At 34.2% G+C, this 21772-nt stretch carries 19 protein-coding genes and 1 tRNA gene; 12 read left to right on the top strand and 8 right to left on the bottom strand.

Annotated features, from left to right (window positions below):
• Window positions 1-96: 96 nt before the first annotated feature.
• Window positions 97-1248 (top strand): serine hydrolase domain-containing protein, encoded by a 1152-nt coding sequence (locus IPZ78_RS14750; protein WP_225554755.1) that lies wholly within the window; start codon window positions 97-99, stop codon window positions 1246-1248.
• A gap of 8 nt (window positions 1249-1256) precedes the next feature.
• On the opposite strand, the gene IPZ78_RS14745 is transcribed toward IPZ78_RS14750, so the two are convergent.
• Window positions 1257-1547 (bottom strand): hypothetical protein, encoded by a 291-nt coding sequence (locus IPZ78_RS14745; protein ID WP_225554754.1) that lies wholly within the window; start codon window positions 1545-1547, stop codon window positions 1257-1259.
• A gap of 95 nt (window positions 1548-1642) precedes the next feature.
• On the opposite strand from IPZ78_RS14745, the gene IPZ78_RS14740 reads away from it, so the two are divergent.
• From IPZ78_RS14740 to IPZ78_RS14730, 3 genes are all read left to right on the top strand, one after another.
• On the top strand, window positions 1643-2302 hold the full coding sequence (locus IPZ78_RS14740; RefSeq protein WP_225554753.1) for an HAD family hydrolase: 660 nt from the start codon (window positions 1643-1645) through the stop codon (window positions 2300-2302).
• Window positions 2303-2366: 64 nt separating this feature from the next.
• Window positions 2367-3068 (top strand): sulfite exporter TauE/SafE family protein, encoded by a 702-nt coding sequence (locus IPZ78_RS14735; protein WP_225554752.1) that lies wholly within the window; start codon window positions 2367-2369, stop codon window positions 3066-3068.
• Window positions 3069-3095: 27 nt separating this feature from the next.
• The gene (locus tag IPZ78_RS14730; RefSeq protein WP_225554751.1) at window positions 3096-4466 is read left to right on the top strand and encodes an exonuclease domain-containing protein; all 1371 of its coding nucleotides are present in this window, start codon (window positions 3096-3098) and stop codon (window positions 4464-4466) included.
• On the opposite strand, the gene IPZ78_RS14725 is transcribed toward IPZ78_RS14730, so the two are convergent.
• The gene (locus IPZ78_RS14725) at window positions 4443-5114 is read right to left on the bottom strand and encodes a TraX family protein (protein WP_225554750.1); all 672 of its coding nucleotides are present in this window, start codon (window positions 5112-5114) and stop codon (window positions 4443-4445) included. The genes IPZ78_RS14730 and IPZ78_RS14725 overlap by 24 nt on opposite strands.
• Window positions 5115-5216: 102 nt before the next feature.
• Between IPZ78_RS14725 and IPZ78_RS14720 the strand changes: the two genes are divergently transcribed.
• Complete coding sequence (locus IPZ78_RS14720; protein WP_225554749.1) at window positions 5217-6029, top strand: metallophosphoesterase; 813 nt, start codon at window positions 5217-5219, stop codon at window positions 6027-6029.
• Between the two features lie 40 nt (window positions 6030-6069).
• On the opposite strand, the gene IPZ78_RS14715 is transcribed toward IPZ78_RS14720, so the two are convergent.
• The 3 genes from IPZ78_RS14715 to IPZ78_RS17270 all read right to left on the bottom strand — a co-directional run bounded on the left by IPZ78_RS14715 (window position 6070) and on the right by IPZ78_RS17270 (window position 9041).
• Entirely contained in the window at window positions 6070-7569 is a 1500-nt protein-coding gene (locus tag IPZ78_RS14715) for an acyl-CoA dehydrogenase family protein (RefSeq protein WP_225554748.1), read from the bottom strand.
• A 151-nt stretch (window positions 7570-7720) separates the two neighbouring features.
• The gene (locus IPZ78_RS14710; protein ID WP_225554747.1) at window positions 7721-8590 is read right to left on the bottom strand and encodes a helix-turn-helix domain-containing protein; all 870 of its coding nucleotides are present in this window, start codon (window positions 8588-8590) and stop codon (window positions 7721-7723) included.
• 319 nt (window positions 8591-8909) lie between these two features.
• Window positions 8910-9041: a hypothetical protein gene (locus IPZ78_RS17270; RefSeq protein WP_262903883.1), complete on the bottom strand. Its 132-nt coding sequence runs from the start codon at window positions 9039-9041 to the stop codon at window positions 8910-8912.
• 57 nt (window positions 9042-9098) lie between these two features.
• Here IPZ78_RS17270 and IPZ78_RS14705 point away from each other — a divergent pair, with 57 nt between their 5' ends.
• Window positions 9099-10007 carry a hypothetical protein gene (locus tag IPZ78_RS14705; RefSeq protein WP_225554746.1) on the top strand — a complete coding sequence of 303 codons (909 nt, stop codon included), beginning with the start codon at window positions 9099-9101 and terminating at the stop codon, window positions 10005-10007.
• Between the two features lie 11 nt (window positions 10008-10018).
• Here the strand turns inward: IPZ78_RS14705 and IPZ78_RS14700 are convergent, their stop codons facing one another.
• Window positions 10019-10177 (bottom strand): hypothetical protein, encoded by a 159-nt coding sequence (locus IPZ78_RS14700; RefSeq protein WP_225554745.1) that lies wholly within the window; start codon window positions 10175-10177, stop codon window positions 10019-10021.
• A gap of 230 nt (window positions 10178-10407) precedes the next feature.
• On the opposite strand from IPZ78_RS14700, the gene IPZ78_RS14695 reads away from it, so the two are divergent.
• The 3 genes from IPZ78_RS14695 to IPZ78_RS14685 all read left to right on the top strand — a co-directional run bounded on the left by IPZ78_RS14695 (window position 10408) and on the right by IPZ78_RS14685 (window position 16893).
• On the top strand, window positions 10408-12039 hold the full coding sequence (locus tag IPZ78_RS14695) for an ABC-F family ATP-binding cassette domain-containing protein (RefSeq protein ID WP_225554744.1): 1632 nt from the start codon (window positions 10408-10410) through the stop codon (window positions 12037-12039).
• A 220-nt stretch (window positions 12040-12259) separates the two neighbouring features.
• Complete coding sequence (locus tag IPZ78_RS14690; RefSeq protein ID WP_225554743.1) at window positions 12260-15391, top strand: SusC/RagA family TonB-linked outer membrane protein; 3132 nt, start codon at window positions 12260-12262, stop codon at window positions 15389-15391.
• 83 nt (window positions 15392-15474) lie between these two features.
• Window positions 15475-16893 (top strand): SusD/RagB family nutrient-binding outer membrane lipoprotein, encoded by a 1419-nt coding sequence (locus IPZ78_RS14685; RefSeq protein ID WP_225554742.1) that lies wholly within the window; start codon window positions 15475-15477, stop codon window positions 16891-16893.
• Between the two features lie 64 nt (window positions 16894-16957).
• Here the strand turns inward: IPZ78_RS14685 and IPZ78_RS14680 are convergent, their stop codons facing one another.
• Complete coding sequence (locus IPZ78_RS14680) at window positions 16958-17677, bottom strand: class I SAM-dependent methyltransferase (protein ID WP_225554741.1); 720 nt, start codon at window positions 17675-17677, stop codon at window positions 16958-16960.
• A gap of 146 nt (window positions 17678-17823) precedes the next feature.
• Here IPZ78_RS14680 and IPZ78_RS14675 point away from each other — a divergent pair, with 146 nt between their 5' ends.
• Entirely contained in the window at window positions 17824-19065 is a 1242-nt protein-coding gene (locus IPZ78_RS14675; RefSeq protein ID WP_225554740.1) for a PQQ-dependent sugar dehydrogenase, read from the top strand.
• A 157-nt stretch (window positions 19066-19222) separates the two neighbouring features.
• Entirely contained in the window at window positions 19223-20449 is a 1227-nt protein-coding gene (locus tag IPZ78_RS14670; protein ID WP_225554739.1) for a PQQ-dependent sugar dehydrogenase, read from the top strand.
• A gap of 28 nt (window positions 20450-20477) precedes the next feature.
• Here the strand turns inward: IPZ78_RS14670 and ispE are convergent, their stop codons facing one another.
• The gene (gene ispE, locus IPZ78_RS14665) at window positions 20478-21287 is read right to left on the bottom strand and encodes a 4-(cytidine 5'-diphospho)-2-C-methyl-D-erythritol kinase (protein WP_225554738.1); all 810 of its coding nucleotides are present in this window, start codon (window positions 21285-21287) and stop codon (window positions 20478-20480) included.
• A 160-nt stretch (window positions 21288-21447) separates the two neighbouring features.
• On the opposite strand from ispE, the gene IPZ78_RS14660 reads away from it, so the two are divergent.
• A tRNA-Ser gene (locus IPZ78_RS14660) sits at window positions 21448-21532 on the top strand.
• The last annotated feature ends 240 nt before the right edge of the window (window positions 21533-21772 follow it).

Genomic DNA, 21772 nt, shown 5'->3' with positions numbered 1-21772 from the left:
ATATCATAAATATATCAAATATTTTAATTAGTTCAAAATATATTCCTATGAATATTTATTTCATTCACTTATATTTAGCAATTATAAAAGAATCGTATGATACTTAAAGTTTTAAAATGGTTAATTGGAGCAATCATTGTATTGATCTCAGTAATTTCATTAGGATTATTATTTACGGGAAACTCCTATTTACTTAAAGCTGTCCGTACAGTATATTTAACTGGTCATACTTCTGCTTTTCTAGAAGATTATACATACTTTGACAATCGTAAAATTGAAACTGGTAAACCTCAACCTTGGCCTGTATCTACACAGTTCAATACTGCAGAATTAACTCCAACACTTGATTCTATACACAAAAATTACAAAACAGTAGCCTATCTAATCATTAAAAACGATAGTCTTTGGTTTGAAAAATATTATGATGGCTATAATGAAAAATCACTTTCTAACTCCTTCTCTGTTGCAAAAAGTATAACTGGTGCAATACTTGGAAAAGCTATAGAATTGGGGTATATCAATAGCATAGACGAAAAAGTAAAATCGTATTTACCCGAGTTGAAAGGTGAATTTGCAGATAATTTGACCATTAGAGATTTAGTCACTATGCGTTCTGGCTTAAAATGGGATGAAAAATATAGCTCACCACTATCTATTACTACAAAAGCATATTTCTACATTAATCTTAGTGAAGCTATGCTCGAATTACCGATAGCTGAATTACCGAATCAAAAATTTAAATACCAAAGTGGTGACACACAATTACTAGGTATGGTTCTTAAGAAAGCTTTACCCATGACACTTTCCGAGTTTTTATCACAACATTTTTGGAAACCAATGGGAGCAGAAAACGAAGCACTATGGCAAATATCTTCGGAAGATGGGATGGAAAAAACTTATTGTTGTATCGCTAGCAATGCACGTGACTTCGCACGCTTTGGAAAACTATATGCAAATAAAGGAAAATGGAACGGTACACAATTATTAGATTCCATTTATGTTGAAAATTCAACTACACCAGCTGCAGAAAACTCTCCAGAATATGGATATAGTTGGTGGCTCGGTGAATATAAGAATAAAAAAACTGTCATTATGGATGGTCATCTAGGTCAATTTATCATTTCAATACCCGAGGATAAGGTAATAATTGTACGTCTAGGGCACCAACATGATAAGAAGGGGAAAATAAATAAAAACGGAAATTTTTATAAGTTTATTGATGAGGCCTATAAAATGATGGGAAAGTAAAATAACAGTTAATCTTCATATCTACGTTGTAAATTCAGCTCAAAAGTTCCTTTTGTCTTGTTAACTATAGAATCGTACTTCAACATTATTTTATCACCAGTCTTTAACTTACCGTCACGTATATTTCTATATCTGACTTTACTTTCAAATCCCTCAACATAAAAACCTCTATGCTGTCTTTTGCCTCCACGCTTGATTTCACGTATAGTAAATTCTCGCTCTTTTGTATGCGTCTCATAGGTATCATTATCACAAGATAACAAAAGAAGAGCTACAAGTATTAGGTTTAAATATTTCATGTCCTACTAAATTATAAATAATTTTTATTTGTCAAAAAAATCATCAACGGCTCTAAAGATATTTTTTACCTCTATGAAATGGTTATATTTGCCCAATGAATCAATACGCAGTATTATTTGACATGGATGGTGTGATCTGTCATACGAATCCGCATCACGCCAAAGCATTCGAAATTTTTTTTGACAAACACGAAATTGCTTACACTGAACAGGAGTTTGAAGAACATATGTACGGCAAGCATAACAGTCATATTATGACATATTTCTTCAAAAGACCAATTCATAGTGAAGAATTACTTCAATTGGAATTCGAAAAAGAGCAACTATTTAGAGACATATACAAAGACAAAGTAGAAACTATTCCATACTATAAATCTTTCTTAGCAGATCTTAAATCAACTAATTTTTTGACTGCTGTCTGTACTTCTGCACCTAGAGCAAACATGGATTTGATAATTGATCAATTAGATATTCGCAACCAAATGCAATCTTTGATGGGTAGTGAAGATGTTGTTTTACATAAACCACATCCAGAAGTATACGTAAATACGGCAAAGCGATTAGGTGTTGATCCACAAAATTGTGTAGTTTTTGAAGATTCTTTCTCTGGGATCACCGCAGGATTAAATGCAGGAATGAAAGTTGTTGCAGTATTAAGTTCGCATACCAAACAGCAGCTACCGAAATGCTCGTATTATATTCAAGATTATTCAGAAATATCGGCAAATAAAGTACTCGATATAATAAAATCGTAACATGTCTGAGGCGCTACAGTTAATTTCAAGTCCATATGGATGGGTATTGTACTTCACATGCGCCATGCTAATTGGTATTTCAAAAACTGGTATACAAAATATAGGTACACTAACTGTACCTATATTTGCCTTACTATTTGGCGCTAAATATTCAACAGGTATAGTTTTGATATTGCTGTGTTTTGCAGACTTGATAGCCGTGATTTACTACCGCAAAAAATTCTTGTGGAATGAAGTGAAAAATCTTTTGCCTTTAGCTTTTGTAGGGCTTGTCACTGGTTTATTATTAGGAAATTACATTGATGACAAAACATTTAAAATATGTATCGGTGCCTGCATCATCGTTGGTGTATTTATCATGCTATGGATGGAAAAATCTTCCTTGCAAAAACAAACAGCATTAACCAATAAAAAATGGTATTCACCCCTATTTGGATTTATACTGGGGTTTTCAACAATGATTGGTAATGCTGCAGGGCCTGCCTTATCGGTATATATGCTTTCCAAACATTTGGATAAAATTACTTTTGCAGCAACATCAGCATGGTTTATTTTTATTCTCAATCTCAGCAAAATTCCCTTGCAAGTATTTGTTTGGAACAACATAAGCTGGAGTGGAATAATATTAAATTTAATGGCGATACCATTCATACTACTAGGTGGTATCATAGGAATAAAAATCATTAAAATTCTACCCGAAAAAACCTTTCGACATATCATTATTTCTCTAGTAATTATAGCTTCTATTTTATTGATAGTTCTTTAAACAAAAAGTTGTTTGTACTTTTGCACTATGGAATATGCGATAGTGGATATAGAGACGACTGGTTCATATGCGGCTGGAAATAGAATTACAGAAATAGCTATTATCATCCATAATGGGACACATATTTTAGAAAAATTTCAATCACTCGTAAATCCTTTAGTTCCTATCCCCTTTCATATCCAAGCATTGACGGGAATTTCTTCGGAGATGGTTGAAATTGCACCTGCATTCAAAGATCTTGCAACTGATATTTATGCATTATTAAACAAGCGCATATTTGTAGCACATAATGTTAATTTCGATTACTCATTTATTGTAGAAGAGCTTAAGCATGCAGGAATATCTTGGCGAGCACCTAAACTTTGTACAGTAAGATTATCCAGAAAAATCATCCCAAATCAATCTTCCTATAGTTTAGGAAAACTGTGTCAAAATTTGGGCATCAAGATTCATGATCGTCACCGTGCGATGGGTGATGTCGAGGCTACAGTCACGTTGTTTGAAAAATTAATACGTGAAGACAAAGAAAACCTCATTGAATCTACCTTAAAAAAAACAAGAGAACATCGTCTTCCGACACATATTAATGAAGATGATTTTCTAAAATTACCAGAAACAACAGGTGTGTATTTATTTCAAAATGCTTCAGGTAAAATTATATATGTAGGTAAGGCAGTAAATATCCGAAAACGTGTATTAAGCCACTTTACAGGATCTAATGGAACACAAAAAAGACAGGCTTTCATAAACGATATTCATCATATCGATTACCTAGAAACAGGTACGGAATTGATGTCATTATTGACAGAATGTAAATTGATAAAGCAACATTGGCCAATACATAATCGTGCCTTAAAGAAATTTGAACCTAAATTCTCATTAATCCAATACACTGATCAAAATAATTACATAAGATTGGTAGTATCACCATACGACAAGCATGCTAATGCCATCCAACATTTTGAACGGCCATATGAAGCTAATCAAATGCTTCTACAGCTAATGGATGAATTTGAATTGGGCAATAAATTATGTTATTTCTATAGTGTCACTAACGATCCTAAACCCAAAATAGACTACACAAATCTGGATCCAGCGTCTACGTACAACGAAAAAATTGAATTGGCATTGCACAAAGTTCAACAACAGTCGCAATCATTCATGATTCTTGACCAAGGACGAAACTTAGATGAAAAATCCTATATCCTATTCAAAAACAACAACTTATACGCTTTTGGCTATTTCGATATTGATTTGGGGTTATCTAATTATTACGAACTGATAAAAGAGGATGATAAATGTGTAAGTAATTACTACATGAATTCATTGGTCTTGCAATACGTAGAAAGATTTCCAAGCAAAGTCAAACGGTTATCACATCAAAATTCGTTTGATTAACCAAAATAGAAGCAAATGTGCAGGATAAAAAATATAATATAAAAGCCCAGTTTTTTTTCCTCGTTGTCCATTATAAAAATATAAAGGTATAAATGCCAAAATTGCTGCCGCCTGTGTTGCAATTTTAAACATATAAAAAACATTAAGTATCCCAATTGTAAGTACTTTCTTCCACCACGAAGAACGAAATATATAAAAGCATATTATCTGCAATACACCAAGATAATAATAATCAAAATGAAAAAGATTCGCAACAGTAACTAAAGCAGCAATTAAAAGTACCTTCGCGTCTGTTGCAACTTTCTTGGAATCAATGATCAGTAATGAAACCAATCCTGCGGACAAAGAGAAAAACACATTTTGCCTTTGCGGATCAAATAAAGTATTTCCAAAAGCCAAATCATACGGTATCTCGGATAGTAAAGTAAAGAGCAATAAGCGGAGCAAATATTTACCTGTATGCCGACTGTGTACAAAACCTTCGACAAGGAGAAAAGAATACAAAATAAACGCCAATCGACCTACTACCTTAAAAACATAAATATCGGGGTAAATAACGCGCGTAAAATGATCCAAGAACATAGTTATTAATGCTATCATTTTCATATGATAAGCGTTCAGCGAAAATGGCTTAATCCCTACATTCATATTAAAAGTTAATTGTTTTTTAGAACAGTATCGAGGATTTGTCTAAATTTATAAAAAAAAGACAATATTAAATTGACCATATTAAAATATATATCATTAACAATGATCTTCATAATAATTCTATTAGGATTATATGTTTGGAGAATTGAACCACGTTGGGTACGGTGGAATAAAATTGACATGCCAATTCAACATTTACCAGAAGGGTTGATAAATAAAAAATTGGTACAGATCTCCGATATTCACATCGGTGAAACTGTAAATGAAGATTATATTATTAATCAATTTAAACAAGTAAATAAATTAAAACCTGATATCGTAGTCTATACAGGAGATTTTATTAGTCCTATAAATATTGATCAAGCCCCTTTTGAACAACTTGAAAGAACATTGCAACATGCTGCAAAAGGTCAATTAGCTACCATAGCTATCTTAGGAAATCATGATTATGGTATATTAGGTCGCAATGCCGCTCGTGCTGATTCAGTAGTGCAAATTTTAAAAAATCATGGTATAAGAGTCTTACGAAACGAAAATGTAAAAATTAAAGGCTTAAATATAATTGGCATAGATGATTGTTGGGGTACAAATTTTTATCCATTAAAAGCCATGCGACAATTCAAGGACTCATTAGCAAACATCGTTCTAGTGCACAATCCAGATGTGTGTGATATAGATATTTGGAAAGGATATAATAGTTGGATACTTTCGGGACATACACATGGAGGTCAGGTACGTTTTCCTTTTCAGAAAGCTTCAAGATTGCCTGTCGAAAATAAAAATTACGATGAAGGATTGAAAAAGCTGTCCAACGATAGGACACTTTATATCAACAAGGGACTTGGTCATTCCATTCGTGTTAGACTCAATGTAAGACCTGAGATTGCGATTTTTACTTTAAAAAAGAAAGGGTAGAAAATGATGTCTACCCTTCCAAATATTATTGGGATGTTTATTATGCAAAATTCATCCAATCAGAATTATCTTGGTATTCAAATATTGGACTTGATGTATTTTGAGACAAATATTGTCCAACAAACATCGTAATATCGGAAACCATGTGCTGACGAGTTAATTCTACTAATTCAGTATTGAAACCGTTCATATTTAATACAAATTGGAAGCTTATAACACGAGCAATGATACGACCTAAAGTAACTGCATCACGCTGACTAACAGCTTGATCAATAGTGAAGTTTAATAAGTTTGCGAAATACTTTATACTTTCTTGTGTATTTGAATAGCCTGCTAAAAAGTTAGCTAAACTTGTTTCTTTAGTTTTACGCATTAATTTTAAGACAGCATCTGCAATTTGACCGTATAACATTTCGTTAGATCCTTCAAAAATTTGGAATGGTCTGCTATCAACCACTGCTCTACCTGCGATATGATCCAATCTATAACCATTTGCACCGGCTAATTGTAATGCTATCTGCGCTGATTCTTGCATTAAATCAGTAATTAAAGATTTCAATGCATTTGCTTCTATTGAGGCTGTGGCTAGATCTTTATCTATGCCGCTATTACTGGTGCTATAAGCACACATGCCCGAACAAATCGTGTAAGCTGCTTGAATACGTGATAATTGATATTTAACAGCATCTAAATTTGCTAAAGGTGCACCACCTACAATTCTATTTTGACAATGTGCTAAGGATTCATCCATAAGGCGTTTGATAAAACCTAATCCCATACCAGGGAATTGCAAACGACTTCTATGTAACATATCCAACATCAATTTCAACCCTGTACTTTCTGGTTGCAACTTTTGATTTTCTGGAACTGTAATATCAATTTGATTGATGCCATATGGAATAGCATACAAACCCAAGTTATTGTAACGCTCAACCATCGGAATATGTTGAGCCGGATTGCTATCGTCTGTGACAAAAAAGTCAATATCACGAGCTAAATCACCATTTTCATTGGCTTTACGCGCGGTTACCAACCAAAAGTCTGCAGCGCCACTCAAACCTTGCCAATGTTTCTCCCCCTGAATTTTAAATCCACCATCAATTTCACGACATGATGTTTTCATATTCAAAGCATCACTACCGTAAGCTTTTTCTGTGATCATTAGCCCCCCCATCGCTTGCTCTTCCAAGAATTTTTTGAATATACGCTCTTGGACAGCATAATTACCGTATTTAGCTAAAGGTTCCAAAAACAGGGCTATATTAATTCCAAACATCAACGATAAAGACAATGATTCGTATGATGCTGCAGCAAGTACACCAAGACATTCTTTAACATTCACGCCACGACCACCATGCAATTCAGGAATAGCCACGGCAAGTGGATTTTTAGCCATGATTTTAGCTCTAAAATCTGCTGGTAAATCACGCTTTAAACTGATTTGATTAAAATCATACTCATTTCTAAAAAGCTCATGTAAGTGTTTTGAAAAGTCATCAATGTATATCTTAAAATCTACATGCTCCACAATTTGACTCATATCTTTTATAATTTAATTATCTATTTGAGAATTTGCACTATCAAATAGTCCCTAGACTACTGATATTACATTCGTAAAGTTAGGTGATACGAGAAAAGATGACTATTGAAAACAAGACAAATAATAGGACAAATCGTGCATTAACAAATTTTTACACTGTACTATTACGGTATTCCTTTGGGGTAACCCCCACTAATTTTTTAAATAATCGAGCAAAATATGAGGGATCCTCAAATTCCAATTCGTATGCTATTGTTGCGATAGGTTTATTTGTTTCTATCAAGAGTAATTGACTATGCATAATAGCGACCTCTAAAATAACCTGTTTAGCAGACTTCTTAAATACATCTGAAACACAGCGATTAAGATAATTAGTTGAGACCGACAATTTATCTGCATAATAACCTACAGACTTCTCTTTGAAAAAATCCAGATACACCAATTGCTTGAATGCAATAGCAACTTCTTGTTTCCGAAGCAATGTCTTATTGGCATCTGAAAGCTTAATAATACGTAATAGTATTGTTTTAAAAACACTTTCGTAATAGGACTTATAAGGATTCTTATCGTAAATTTCTTTATATAGTAAATGTAACAATACATTTAAATCCTCGCTATCCTGTTCTTTCAGATTAAGCAAAGGCGCAATATTGAAAATATTTAAGGTCTCCTGATCCCTCAATATGGATGTCATTGCTTGCTCCTTGATCAACACACAGTGTCCCTCTGCATTTTTATCAACTTCATTTATCGCTGAAATATGTCCATAGTTAGCAATAATAACTGCAGGTGCCTTTACCATAAATTTGGTAGACTCTATTTGATGTTGAAATTGACCTTTAGTCAAATGAATCAACAGATTGTACCCAAACAATATAGGCGGAATAGGAGTTCGTAAATGAGGTGCAATATCTTTAAGTGCGAAAATCTTAATTGGCGTCTGAATGTATTTCAAATGCTGCAAACTGCCTTCCATAAACTTGGAGACAAACTCATCTGCATATATCTTGGTTTTATTCATCCAGTCAAAACTTATAATCTACAACCTAAAACTAATACTAATTTAATATTAGACAAAATTTATAGCTCATAATCTCTACGGAAGTGACAAAAATCATACTGCAATAAATTACATTGCAGGTACTATTCCATCACATTTTTTTCTCCATAAATAATTATTATATTAGTCTACTCCTCTACAAAAAAAACGCTGTCTATTCTCAGTTACTAATGCGCAGTTAAGCTCTTTCACATCATAGTAGTAGCCTTATGGGTAATGTTGCATACGTGATATAAGCCTATGTTTTTCAAGCTTGTTTAATAGCTTTTCGCTGTGAATTTTAATTGCGTCTGATCTCCAAATTATTTGGACTAACCAAACCAGCGCCTACTAAAGCTTCACTTGCACCAGCTTTTGCTGCCTCTCTTAATAATTTGAAAAATCCAATCTCTGACATTTTATAATAATTCATAGTGACAATTACATTGTAATTAATAAATTTGTCGCTATTAATCAATACAAGATAATTATGAAGAAACTATTTTTCTCCCTAATGATTGCGGGTACTTTATTTACCTTCTCATGTTCAAATGATAAAGTAGTTGAACCCGAGGTTTTGCCGTCTGAAAATATTAAAATAAAACTAGACAGAGAAATAATAGGTGTAAATCAAGCAGTTACTTATTCAGTAAACGTTCCAAACTGGGCAGGAAATATTGTTACCTACAAATGGGTAATAACCTCCCCAAGCGGAGTAATTAAGGTAAAGGTACAAAGTGAAAATGTTCTTGATTATCTTATTGAAGAAAAAGGAGAATATCGAGTACAGGTATATTTGGCATCATCAGGAAAAGAGGATAAGGCAACAATAAAATTCACAACGATTAATACAGATTTTGAGTCGGGAATTTTTGGAGATTCTAAGGAGGTTATTTTAAAATCAAAATTTCTCCAAGGAAAAAGCCCAGAGACTGGAATAACTCAAGAATATTACTGGCCATTCAGCACTCCTAGGCCCACAGATGTCATTTCCTTTAAAACAGGGAATAGCTATGAGAAATACTACTTCTCAATTAATAAATTACTAGGAGGAAGCAGGGATTTAATTAATGAAAAGCATAATACGGTCTCTAACGGGGTATTACGCAATTTTAGTTACACGAACTATCTTAATGTACATAATCATTTTAAAGGAATCACAGGTGTTTATAATGATCCAGTAATACAGTGGAGGTTTGCTGCGACTGAAGTCGTAAAAATAAAATATGAAACCACTTATGCTACAAAATACGATGGTTACGGTTGGGCTATTATGAATAAGGATATTACTCAGGTTACATCAGATTTAAGCAGCAGTATTGTAGAAGCAAAGGGGTATTTAAAATCGATGGGAGACAACTCCTTTTATGAATACCATTTCGCAATAAGGAAAAAGTAAAATTGTTTTCATTAATTAATCATAGAAGTTATTAATTGAATAGTTTCTATGGTTAACATTTCATTTGGCTGCCCTCTAATCAACTTCCATCCTTTCAAAACTAATAGGTTATTCTTTTCCATATCGCGAGGAATTCCGGTAACAGAAGAATGACCACCATTGCCTTTCATAAATATTCCTCCTCCTGTTCAATAGCTATTTTAAATTCAAGGATTGTGTAATCAATTCTAAATTGTCTCTCAGTACAAAACTTATAATCACAGCCTAATACTAATTTAATATTGGACAAAATTTATAGCTCATAATCTCTACGGAAGTGACAAAAATCATACTTCAATAAATTACATTGCAAGAACTTTAACGCTATAGAAATTAATGAATAAAAGCTTATCTTTGCGCCATGATTAATGTATCCAATCTATCCCTTCGCTTTGGCAAACGTGTGCTATTCGAAGATGTTAATTTAAAATTTACTTCCGGAAATTGTTATGGTATTATTGGTGCTAATGGTGCTGGTAAATCTACTTTTTTAAAAATTATATCAGGTGAGATTGACCCTTCTACTGGATCTGTAGCTTTTACACCAGGCGAACGCATGTCGGTATTGAAACAAAATCACTATGAGTTCGACGAATTTACTGTTCTTGAAACTATAATGATGGGTAATCAAGAACTGTACAAAATCATGAAAGAGAAAGATGAAATCTACATGAAAGAAGATTTCACGGATGCTGATGGTGAACGTGCAGGTGAATTGGAAAGCTTATTTGCCGAGATGGACGGTTGGAATGCAGAAAGCAATGCGGCTACACTATTGAGCAACTTAGGTATCAAAGAAGAGCAACACTATAAACAACTAAAAGAACTAGACGGTAACGAAAAAGTACGTGTGTTATTAGCACAAGCACTTTTTGGAAAACCAGATATTTTGATTCTCGATGAGCCTACCAACGATTTGGACATTAACACTATCGCTTGGTTAGAAGATTTCTTGGCTTCTTACGAAGCAATCGTATTGGTTGTATCCCATGACCGTCACTTCTTGGATCATGTATGTACACACATTGTGGATATCGACTTCAGCAAAATGACGATTTACTCTGGTAACTATACATTCTGGTATGAGTCATCACAATTGGCGTTGAAGCAACGTACAGATCAAAATAAGAAAATGGAAGACAAAGTAAAAGAGTTGCAAGAATTTATTCGTCGCTTCTCTGCAAATGCTTCCAAATCAAAACAAGCGACTTCCCGTAAGAAAGCGTTAGATAAAATCAATTTGGATGAAATCAAGCCTTCTAACCGTAAATATCCAGCGATCATGTTCAACACGTATGACAGAGAGCCTGGTGATCAAATTCTAAATGTAGAAGGATTGAGCAAAACGGTAAATGGCGAAGTGTTCTTCAAAGATATCACCTTCATGATGAACAAAGGCGATAAAATTGCTGTATTGAGTCAAAACAACTTAGTAACGACAGCATTTTATGAAATCTTAACAGGTCGCGACAAAGATTACACAGGTGATTTCAAATGGGGTATTACCATTACACCTACAGATATGCCGATGGATAACGCTTCTTATTTTGAAGGAAATAATGAGAACTTAGTAGACTGGTTACGTAACTATACGACTAAACCTGATTCTGACGAGCAATTTATCCGAGGATTCTTAGGCAAGATGTTATTCTCTGGTGAAGAAGTAATGAAGAAAGTATCAGTATTATCAGGAGGTGAGAAAATGCGTTGCATGTTCTCTAAAATGATGTTACAAGGTGCTAATTTCTTGATTTTCGACGAACCTACTAACCACTTGGATTTGGAATCTATTACTGCATTAAACAATGGCATGAAAGATTTCAAAGGTTCGATGTTGTTTACATCACGTGACCACGAGTTGACTGAAACAGTAGCCAACCGTATCATCGAATTAACACCAAACGGTATTATCGACAAATTGATGACTTACGACGAATACATCAATTCTGATGTGGTAAAGGCACAACGCGAAGAAATGTACAAAGTGAAGTAATTTTTATTTTAGTATATGCAGAAATCCCCAATTGGCTTAGCTAGTTGGGGATTTTTAGTATACTCTAATACAATTCTTTCTCTAGCAAATAATTATTCCAAATATATTTAGAAAGAATAAAACATATTGTTTGTCAATAAAATATGTGTTTTGTAAATTTGATGACTAATATCACATTAAGTCATTTTGACACTTATTCAAGTCTACTAAACAAAAACCTATGATTTACAAATTCCAAGTTACCTTGGTGATAATGCTATGTCTATTACATACTGCAATAGCTCAAGAGCGAAATCTGGTTGGCAAAATTGTATCTTCAGAAGATGGCAAGCCAATTTCAGGAGCGTCAATACATATAACCGGTGGGAAAACAGCTTCACAGTCAGGTAGTGACGGAAATTTTACTATTTCTACAAATAGTTTGCCCGTTACCTTAAACTTTTCTATTCTCGGCTATACTTCCCAAAGTGTTGTAGTAAGTAATCAAAACAGCTTATATATAACCCTTTTAGCAGAAAACAATACAATTGATGAAGTAGTAATAACTGCATTAGGTATTAAAAAAGAAAAGAAATCGGTTGGATATGCTGTTCAAGATGTAAAATCTGAAGATTTAAGAAATTCAAGAGAGCCCAATTTAATTAATGCATTAGCTGGAAAAGTTGCTGGTGTACAGATAACAAGTTCTGGGGGACAAGCCGGTTCTTCTGCCTCTATTACTATAAGAGGCAATAGCTCATTGACAGGAAATAATGAACCGCTATTTGTAATTGATGGAATTCCTATGGATAACTCATCCAATGAAGGTGACAACTCTGTAGATGCATTATTCACAGGGACGGCGACCAATCGTATGGCTGATTTAGATCCCAATACTATAGAAAGCATCTCTGTACTTAAAGGTGCTGCAGCTAGTGCATTATATGGTTCACGAGGTGCGAATGGTGTGGTAATGATTACGACAAAAAAAGGAGGTGCCATCAACCAAAGAAAATTTCCTAATGTAACATATGCTTCTAGCTTAACTCTAGATGAAGCTTTTACTGATGGATTTCAATTAGATTATCTGCAAGGGACACAAGGAAAATACCGCAATGGACTTCCTTTACACTTGGGAGGTTATGCCGAAGACGGTCCTAATGTAAATCCTCAAACTACGCTAGTTTGGGGCCCACATAAAGACAATATAAGTCAAGAAGTTATCAACGCCATAGGACAACCAAAATTAATTGATCCAAGAAAACAATTTTATCAAACTGGTAAAATGTGGAATAATGCATTGTCAATCAGTGGAGGATACAACCAAACAAGTTATATTCTTTCATATGCAAATACCAATCAAAATGGTATAGTGCCAAATAACACTTTTAAACGCAACAACTTCAGTGGAGGATTTTCAACAAAACTTAGTGAAAATGTAACTTCTGCTACTTCGATACAGTATGTAAACACAAAAAACAACAAATTAATCGAAGGAAACGGAGTACAATCATTTCTATATGGACTAAACTTTACTCCTATCAATTTTGATATGGAACAAACGTATAATGACTATGGAAATGTATCTTGGCAAGCTTCAGATATATCTACTTCTGGTTATAACAATTCCCTGTGGTTAGTCAATAATAATTCTAGACCAAGTAATGTAAATCGTTTTGTGGTATCAAACGAAATAAATGTCGATTTATTACCATGGTTAAAATTAACGAATCGCATCGGAATGGATACTTATACAGACTTATCCGAAGAAAAAGTAAATATCGGCACCAAAGGTATACCAAAGGGTAGATATTATTCTGGGTTAATCCAATACAAACAATGGAACAACGATTTGATACTATCGGTACAACAAAGTATTAACGAAAACCTACAAATTTCAGGTCTATTAGGAACAAATTATAACGACCGTTCGTACCACAGAAGAACAGTGCGTGGTCTTGATTTAAATATTCCTTCATTTTTTGACATTTCATCGATGTCTACGCAACAAGCACTCCAAAATGACTATCAACGTAGACTAGTCGGAGTTTACGCTTCTGCGACATTAGATTACAAAGGATACTTATATATCAATGCTACAGCACGTAATGATTGGTCATCAACATTACCAAAAGATGCACAATCATTCTTCTACCCTTCGCTTTCTAGCTCTTTTATTTTTTCTGATGCATTTAAGCTTACAAATAATATTTTCTCCTTTGGTAAAATTAGAGCCTCAATAGCTATGGCAGGAAATGATGCTCCTGTATATTATACGGCTCAAACATATGCACAAGCACATCCTACTGATGCTACAAGAGGTGAATTATTATTTCCTTATAATGGACAAAACAGCTTTTTATTAATTAATTCCTTAGCGAATAATAACCTAAAACCTGAATTAATAACTGAATACGAATTAGGAACGGAATTGAAATTTTATAAATCTAGAATAGGATTTGAATTCTCATACTATAACAAGACAAGTAAAAACCAAATTCTTTCACAACCAATTGCTGGTAGTTCTGGATTCACAAGTAGAGTCGCTAATGCTGGTGAGATTGTAAATAGTGGTGTGGAGATGGTTCTTGATCTCGGAATAATAAAGCAACAAGATTTTACTTGGAATATGTTGGTGAATTTTGCCAGCAATAAATATAGATTAAAGTCAATAGCAGATGGTGTTGATAATATTTTTATTGGTGGATTTACATCACCGCAAATACGAATAGATAAAAATCATGGCTACGTAGTATGGGGACAAGGATTTAAGAAGAATGAAAATGGTGATTTATTAATTGGTGACAATGGTTTGCCACTTTTAGCCGAAAATCTTGGACCTATTGCCGATATAATGCCGGACTGGACTTCAGGTATTAGAAACACCATTCGCTACAAAGACTTTTCACTATCAGCTTTAGTAGACATTCGTCAAGGTGGTGAAGTAATGAATTGGGACTTGTACTATTCAACATACTATGGTGTATCATCTCTTACAGCAGATCGTGGCAGCAAAATGGTCTATCAAGGTATTCGTGAATCGGATGGATTGCCTAATACAACAGAAATAACTAAAGACCAAAGTTATTATCAAAACTGGTTTGCTACTGTAGATCAAAATTATGTTGAAGATGCCGGCTTCATAAAATTACGTGAATTAACATTATCATACAAACTACCTAAAACGTGGTTAAAAAGACTAAAAATTGATGATGTAGCGATGTCCGCAACAGGTCGAAATTTATGGATCAAATCTGATTTTACTTACAAAGATCCAGAAGGTTCTTTATTAGGAAGTTCAGCACCAGGATTCTATCATGCAGTGACTCCAAATTCTAAAGGTTTTACGGTAGGTGTTAATTTTAAATTTTAACTATTATGATTCAATTTAATAAACTAAAAAATACAAGTGTATATTTAGTAATACTAGCAATATTATTTTCTTGCAATAAGAACTTGGATATTAATATAGACCCTAATAAGCCAACGAATGTTCCCGAAAACATGATCTTACCAGGCTTACAATCCAATTTTTCATTTGAAGTCATAGGTGGTTATGCACCTCGTGTTACCAGTTTATGGACTAAACACTTAGCCTACGCTACAGATGGCCCACATGAAGGATTATATGCGTTGACGGCGAATGATGTCGATAATTTATGGACGAGCTATTCATATGCGAATGTGATGAACAATGCGTCAGATTTAATTCAGAAAGCTAATGAAAATGGCAACTTACACTACAGTGCTATAGCTAAAATAATTTTAGCTTGGAATATCTCAATAATCACAGATTTGTTTGGAGATGCACCATTAAGTGAAGCGATGCGAGCAAAAGAAGGAATATTTACACCTTCTTATGATAGTCAAGAAGAAATATACAAACAAATCCAAAAATTATTAGATGAAGCAATCGTAGAGAGTCAATCTTCGAACAATAAACTAATGCCAACTTCAGATGACTTAATCTATGGTGGCAATATGAGTAATTGGAAGAACTTAGCACACTCCTTAAAAGCAAGATTCTATCTTCGATTAACAAATGCGCCTACTTATAATGCAGCAACGCAAGCCATCTTAGCATTAGAAGAATTGGCTAAAGGACATATCTCTATAGATTCACAGCCTTTATTTAAACATTACTCAAGTACAGGGGCAGAAAACCCGTGGTATCAATATGCAATAGATGGCAAATGGACTAAAATGGTTCGTCCATCACAGTATTATGTCAATCTGTTATCTGCCAATAATGATCCTCGACTTGCCGTACAAATCGAAGCTATCAAAGAGGCAAACAATGTATTACCAGATAATATTGGTAAATATATAGGTGTGGTAAATGACCTTACTCCAATAGCAATAGATAACTATTCGGAGATAGGAAAATTTCATAGTGAAAAAGATGCACCGCTAAATTGGTTTAACTATAGTGAAGTTGAATTTATAAAAGCCGAAGCAGAATTTTTAAAATCTAATAAAATAGTAACAGAAACTGTAAAGTCAGCTTACAATAAAGCGGTCAAATCTGCTATGGATTATTATGCTATTCCATCAGATGTTTCAGCATTATACCTATCTAATAATCTATTAGATCCAAACACAGCTTATGCGCAAATTATGACACAAAAGTATATTGCGAATTATCTGCAATTGGAATCATACAATGACTTTAGAAGGACGGGTTATCCCAATCTGAACATCAATAATGAATCTTATCCAAATACCACATTGAGTTATGAACCTCGTTTAGACAAAATCCCTGTAAGATTCCCTTATCCATCTTCGGAAAGACAATACAATCAATCTAATATTCCTAGTGAGATATCAATCGATCCGCTAAAAGCTATGCTCCAAGAAGTATGGTGGGATAAATAAGAAAAATAAAACAAGAATCCCCAAATGGCTTAGCTACTTGGGGATTCTTGTGTATTATAAAAACTTATTCCTTAAACCCTACAAAACTAGCAAAACATAAATTCTTGTGAAGGATATCAACTTTCGAAAACCCTACTTCGCGCAATAAATCCAATTGATAAATCAGGCTACGTAGTGAATCTTCCTTTTCGATATAGTCAAATACATGATCACGGTAAACTTCATCTTTCAATGATGTCAAATATTCCCCATAGCGTTGCGTATAAATAAAATCCTGCAAAGTTTCAGAATCTTGTGTGATTAAATCAAAAATCCAAATACTTCCACCCTTTTTTAACTTACGATACAGCATGGCAAATGTATTTTCCCAATCCGTATCATCACGTAGGTGGTGTAGTACCGCTGTTGCAATAATTACATCAAAAGAATTATCATCAACAGACAATTTTCTAAAATCACCTTTTATAATCTGGCAAGAACCTTCATTATTGAGTGCCTCTACCCTTTCTTTCGCTTTATCCAACATTGGTTGACTCAAATCACATAGCGTTATGTGTAAGGGTGATTTGCGTTGCAATAAGCTCACATCATAGTTTCCTGCACCACATCCAATATCTAACACCTGCGTAATATTTGGATTTGTACGTAAAATACCTTCCGTTATCAATTCCATATTAAACTTGGCATCCAAAGTAGTCATTTGGCCAGTATTCAAGTTTGAAAACCGCTCTACATCATTGTCAAAACGTTTTTCTATTTCATTCAATGAATATTTTTCTGTCATATCATAGCTTTTACAAATACAATATAAATAGATATCCTTAGGAATAAAACACTCAGGAAGAACTTTTTAGAAATCCGTATGTTAGTAAATAAATATATATTCTAATTAATTTAATAACTTAGATAAAGAAACATACAATGTGCATTATGAATAAACTATTTATCTCTACATTATTAGGAACAGCATTACTTGCCTCGTCATGCAATAATGAAAAAAAAACAACTGACAATAATGATATTCAGATAACAGACTCACTTCCTCCTGTAGAATCAGGTAAAGCTAACACAAATTACAAACCTGCTTTCGAGGGACAAACACGTATGAATGGCGTTAAAACATCAACACCATACGAAAGCAAAGTCATCACGAATAAACTTAAATCTCCATGGGGAATAGCTGTATTACCTGACGGAAGATTACTTATTACAGAAAAGGCAGATGGTGTGCTTAGAATTGTTTCTATAGATGGCTCCGTAAGTGAAGCTATCACAGGTTTACCTGCTGTAGACAACGATGCTCAAGGCGGCTTACTTGGTATTACGTTGGATCCTGATTTTGCCTCAAATAAAACTATCTATTGGGCATTTAGCGAACCCGTAAGTGCAGGTAATCACACAGCTGTAGCTAAAGGTGTTTTAGCTGATGATGAGAAATCTATTGTTAACGCAAAAGTGATATACCGTACCACGCCAACATATAAAGGCAAATTACATTATGGTGGACGACTAATTTTTGACAAAACCGGACATCTAATCTTAACAAGTGGTGAGCGTTCGGATATGGAGACTCGTCCATTAGCACAAGATTTAAAATCTACATTAGGTAAATTAATTCGTATTACTAAAGAAGGACAACCTGCCGCAGACAATCCGTTTTTTGGCCGTGCAGACGTATTGCCAGAGATCTTGTCTTATGGTCACCGCAATCCTCAAGGAATAGCATTTCACCCTGAAACTGGAGATCTTTGGGAAGCCGAGTTTGGACCTCGTGGCGGTGATGAATTAAATCGTATTGCAGCAGGTAAAAACTATGGATGGCCAACTATTACATATGGTATTGAATACGGTGGAGCTGAAATTGGCACGCCTCCTATCCAAGCTAAAGAAGGAATGGAACAACCAGTATACTATTGGGATCCCGTTTTATCACCAGCAGGTATGACATTTTATACTGCGGATGCTATTCCAGAATGGAAAAACAATCTGTTTATTGGTGGCTTGAGCAGTACGCATATTGCGCGATTGATCATAAAAGATAATAAAGTCGTAGGTGAAGAAAGATTGTTAGCTAAAGAAGGTGAACGCTTCCGCGACGTAGTACAAGGAAATAATGGCGAACTATTTGCTGTAACAGACGGCGGCAAATTATATAGTATAGCTAAAAAATAACTGGTAGTTATCGTAAAATATTGATTACAATATTCTTAAAAAGTCTTCTAATCGATTAGATTAGAAGACTTTTTAATTTATAAATAACACTTACTTAATCATTCGCCGATTTTATATGACATATTTAATATATTAGATTCTTCAACCAATAATTATTATGAAAAACTTAATCATTACAGGTAGTTTAGTTTCTAGTATTTTGTTATGCACGTCTAACACTCTATCATATGATACTAAAAATGTCATTGATACCATAGCACCTGTAGAAAGAAATAAAGCAAATGCTGCCTACAAGCCATCATTCAAAGGTCAAACACGCGTCTCTGGTGTTAAAACTAAAACCTTATATGAAACAAAAGTTATAGCTAAAGGCTTGAAATCACCTTGGGGAATAGCGGTAATGCCTGATGGAAGATTGTTAATAACTGAAAAAGAAGGTGTTCTTAGATTAGTAAATAGTTCTGGTCACATTGGTGAGGCAATAACAGGATTGCCTAAAGTTGATTTTAGAGCTCAAGGTGGCCTTTTAGGTCTCGTATTAGACCCCCAATTTTCAAAAAATAACACTTTATATTGGGCTTATTCTGAACCAGGAGCGAATGGAAATCACACAGCAGTAGCAAAAGGAAAGCTTTCTAAAGATGGAAAAAAAATCGAGAACCCTACCGTTATCTATCGATCAACTCATTCACACAAAGGAGCTTTACATTATGGTGGTAGATTAGTCTTTGATAAAAGCGGGAATCTACTAGTCACAATAGGTGAACGCTCCGATAGATCAACACGTGTTCTTGCACAAGACCTTAAAAGTTCATTGGGTAAAATTATCCGCATAACAAAAGATGGTAAACCTGCCTCAGGAAATCCTTTTATTGGTAATAAGAGTGTCTTACCAGAAATTTATTCTTATGGACATCGTAATCCACAAGGTATAGCATTCAATCCTCTTAATGGCACCTTATGGTCCTCGGAATTTGGTCCACGTGGAGGTGATGAACTTAACTTAATTCAAACAGGAAAAAACTATGGATGGCCTGTTATTACCTATGGTATTGAATATTCTGGTAAACCAATAGGTGAGCCAATTATTCAAGCTAAAAAAGGTATGGAGCAACCCATATATTACTGGGATCCTGTTCTCTCGCCTTCAGGTATGACTTTTTATTCAGGTAAAGGTATTCCTGAATGGAAAAACAATTTATTCATAGCTGGATTGAGCAGTACACATATAGCACGATTAGTTCTTAGAAACAACAGGGTTATAGGTGAAGAACGTCTATTATCACGAGAAGCAGAAAGATTTAGAGATGTAGTTGAGGGTAAAAACGGTGAACTATATACTATTACTGATGCTGGAAAAATATACGTTATACGTAAAAAGTAATACTACTTCTTACGTATAACGTATATTTTTAAATTTCAGTAGGATAATAAATTTTACCTAGGTGGCTTAAGTCGTCTAGGTTTATTTTTTCTTCGAAAATACCATATACAGCAGAACCTGATCCAGACATAGAGGCATATAACGCTCCTTTTTCGTATAGTAAATTCTTTACTTGTTGAATAATTGGGTGTTTGTCAAATATTCCGATCTCAAAGTCATTGCTGATGTAGTATTTCCATTCTTGTATTGGAAGCTGTATCGCTCTTTTCAAATCCACTTTAGGAATTTGAGGAGTTATATTACTGTATGCTTCAGCAGTTGAAATATGAATTTCAGGTTTCACAATTACAATAAAATATTGGGATAAATCAACCTTAACTTCACTAAACTTTGTTCCTATGCCTTCTGCAAATAATGGTTTATTCTCTATAAAAAATGCACAATCTGCTCCCAACCTGTTTGCGTAAGATTTTAACTGTTCACTAGTTAAGTTTAACTTTCTTAATACATTCAATCCCTTTAATACAAAGGCAGCATCAGAGGATCCCCCACCCAAACCTGCCCCTACTGGAATATTCTTTAGTAATTTAATAGATAAAGTAGGGATATTTGGGAAATCTTTTTTTAGTAAATCATATGCTTTAGTACACAGATTATCTCCTCCATCGGGTATGTCAATTCCATAAGCTTCAAATGAAAATTCCGGTGCTTCGTTGTACTCCAACACATCATACAACTGAACCGGATAAAAGATGGTTTCAATATTATGATAGCCATCTGGGCGCTTTTCAGTAATAGAAAGTCCTAGATTTATTTTTGCATTAGCGAATGAAATCATAGCACAAAATAACTAAATAAAGCCAAAAATTAAAAACATTTATCGTGTCAAACCCTCTTAAAAACAATAATATCAAATTAATTAAGCTCATTTTCAACACTTAAAGGCATAAGCTCAAAATAATTTTTGTAGATCTAGTTAGAATTTCTACTTTTGTGGCGGAGAGCTGGCAGAGTGGTCGAATGCGGCAGTCTTGAAAACTGTTAACTGTCACAGGTTCGGGGGTTCGAATCCCTCGCTCTCCGCTGAGAGGGTCTTCATCAAGAAGACCCTCTTTTTTTTCGTAACTCAACAATCCTTTATCCCTCATTTTTAAATGGTTATGAGACAGAAAATCTAGGGATCAATCTGAATTCTTGGGGGAGTGTTAAAAATTTCTTAGTTTAGTATCCTTAATACAGATATCCCTTGCAAGAAGCCGAACGTAAATTACTATCCTTATTGATGCCCGAAGGGCTTTTGGAATATTTTCAGATTTTAGAAGT

It is taken from the genome of Sphingobacterium bovistauri (genome assembly GCF_020295405.1).
GTDB classification, from domain to species: domain Bacteria; phylum Bacteroidota; class Bacteroidia; order Sphingobacteriales; family Sphingobacteriaceae; genus Sphingobacterium; species Sphingobacterium bovistauri.
This window is presented reverse-complemented; position numbering and strand designations above follow the sequence as displayed.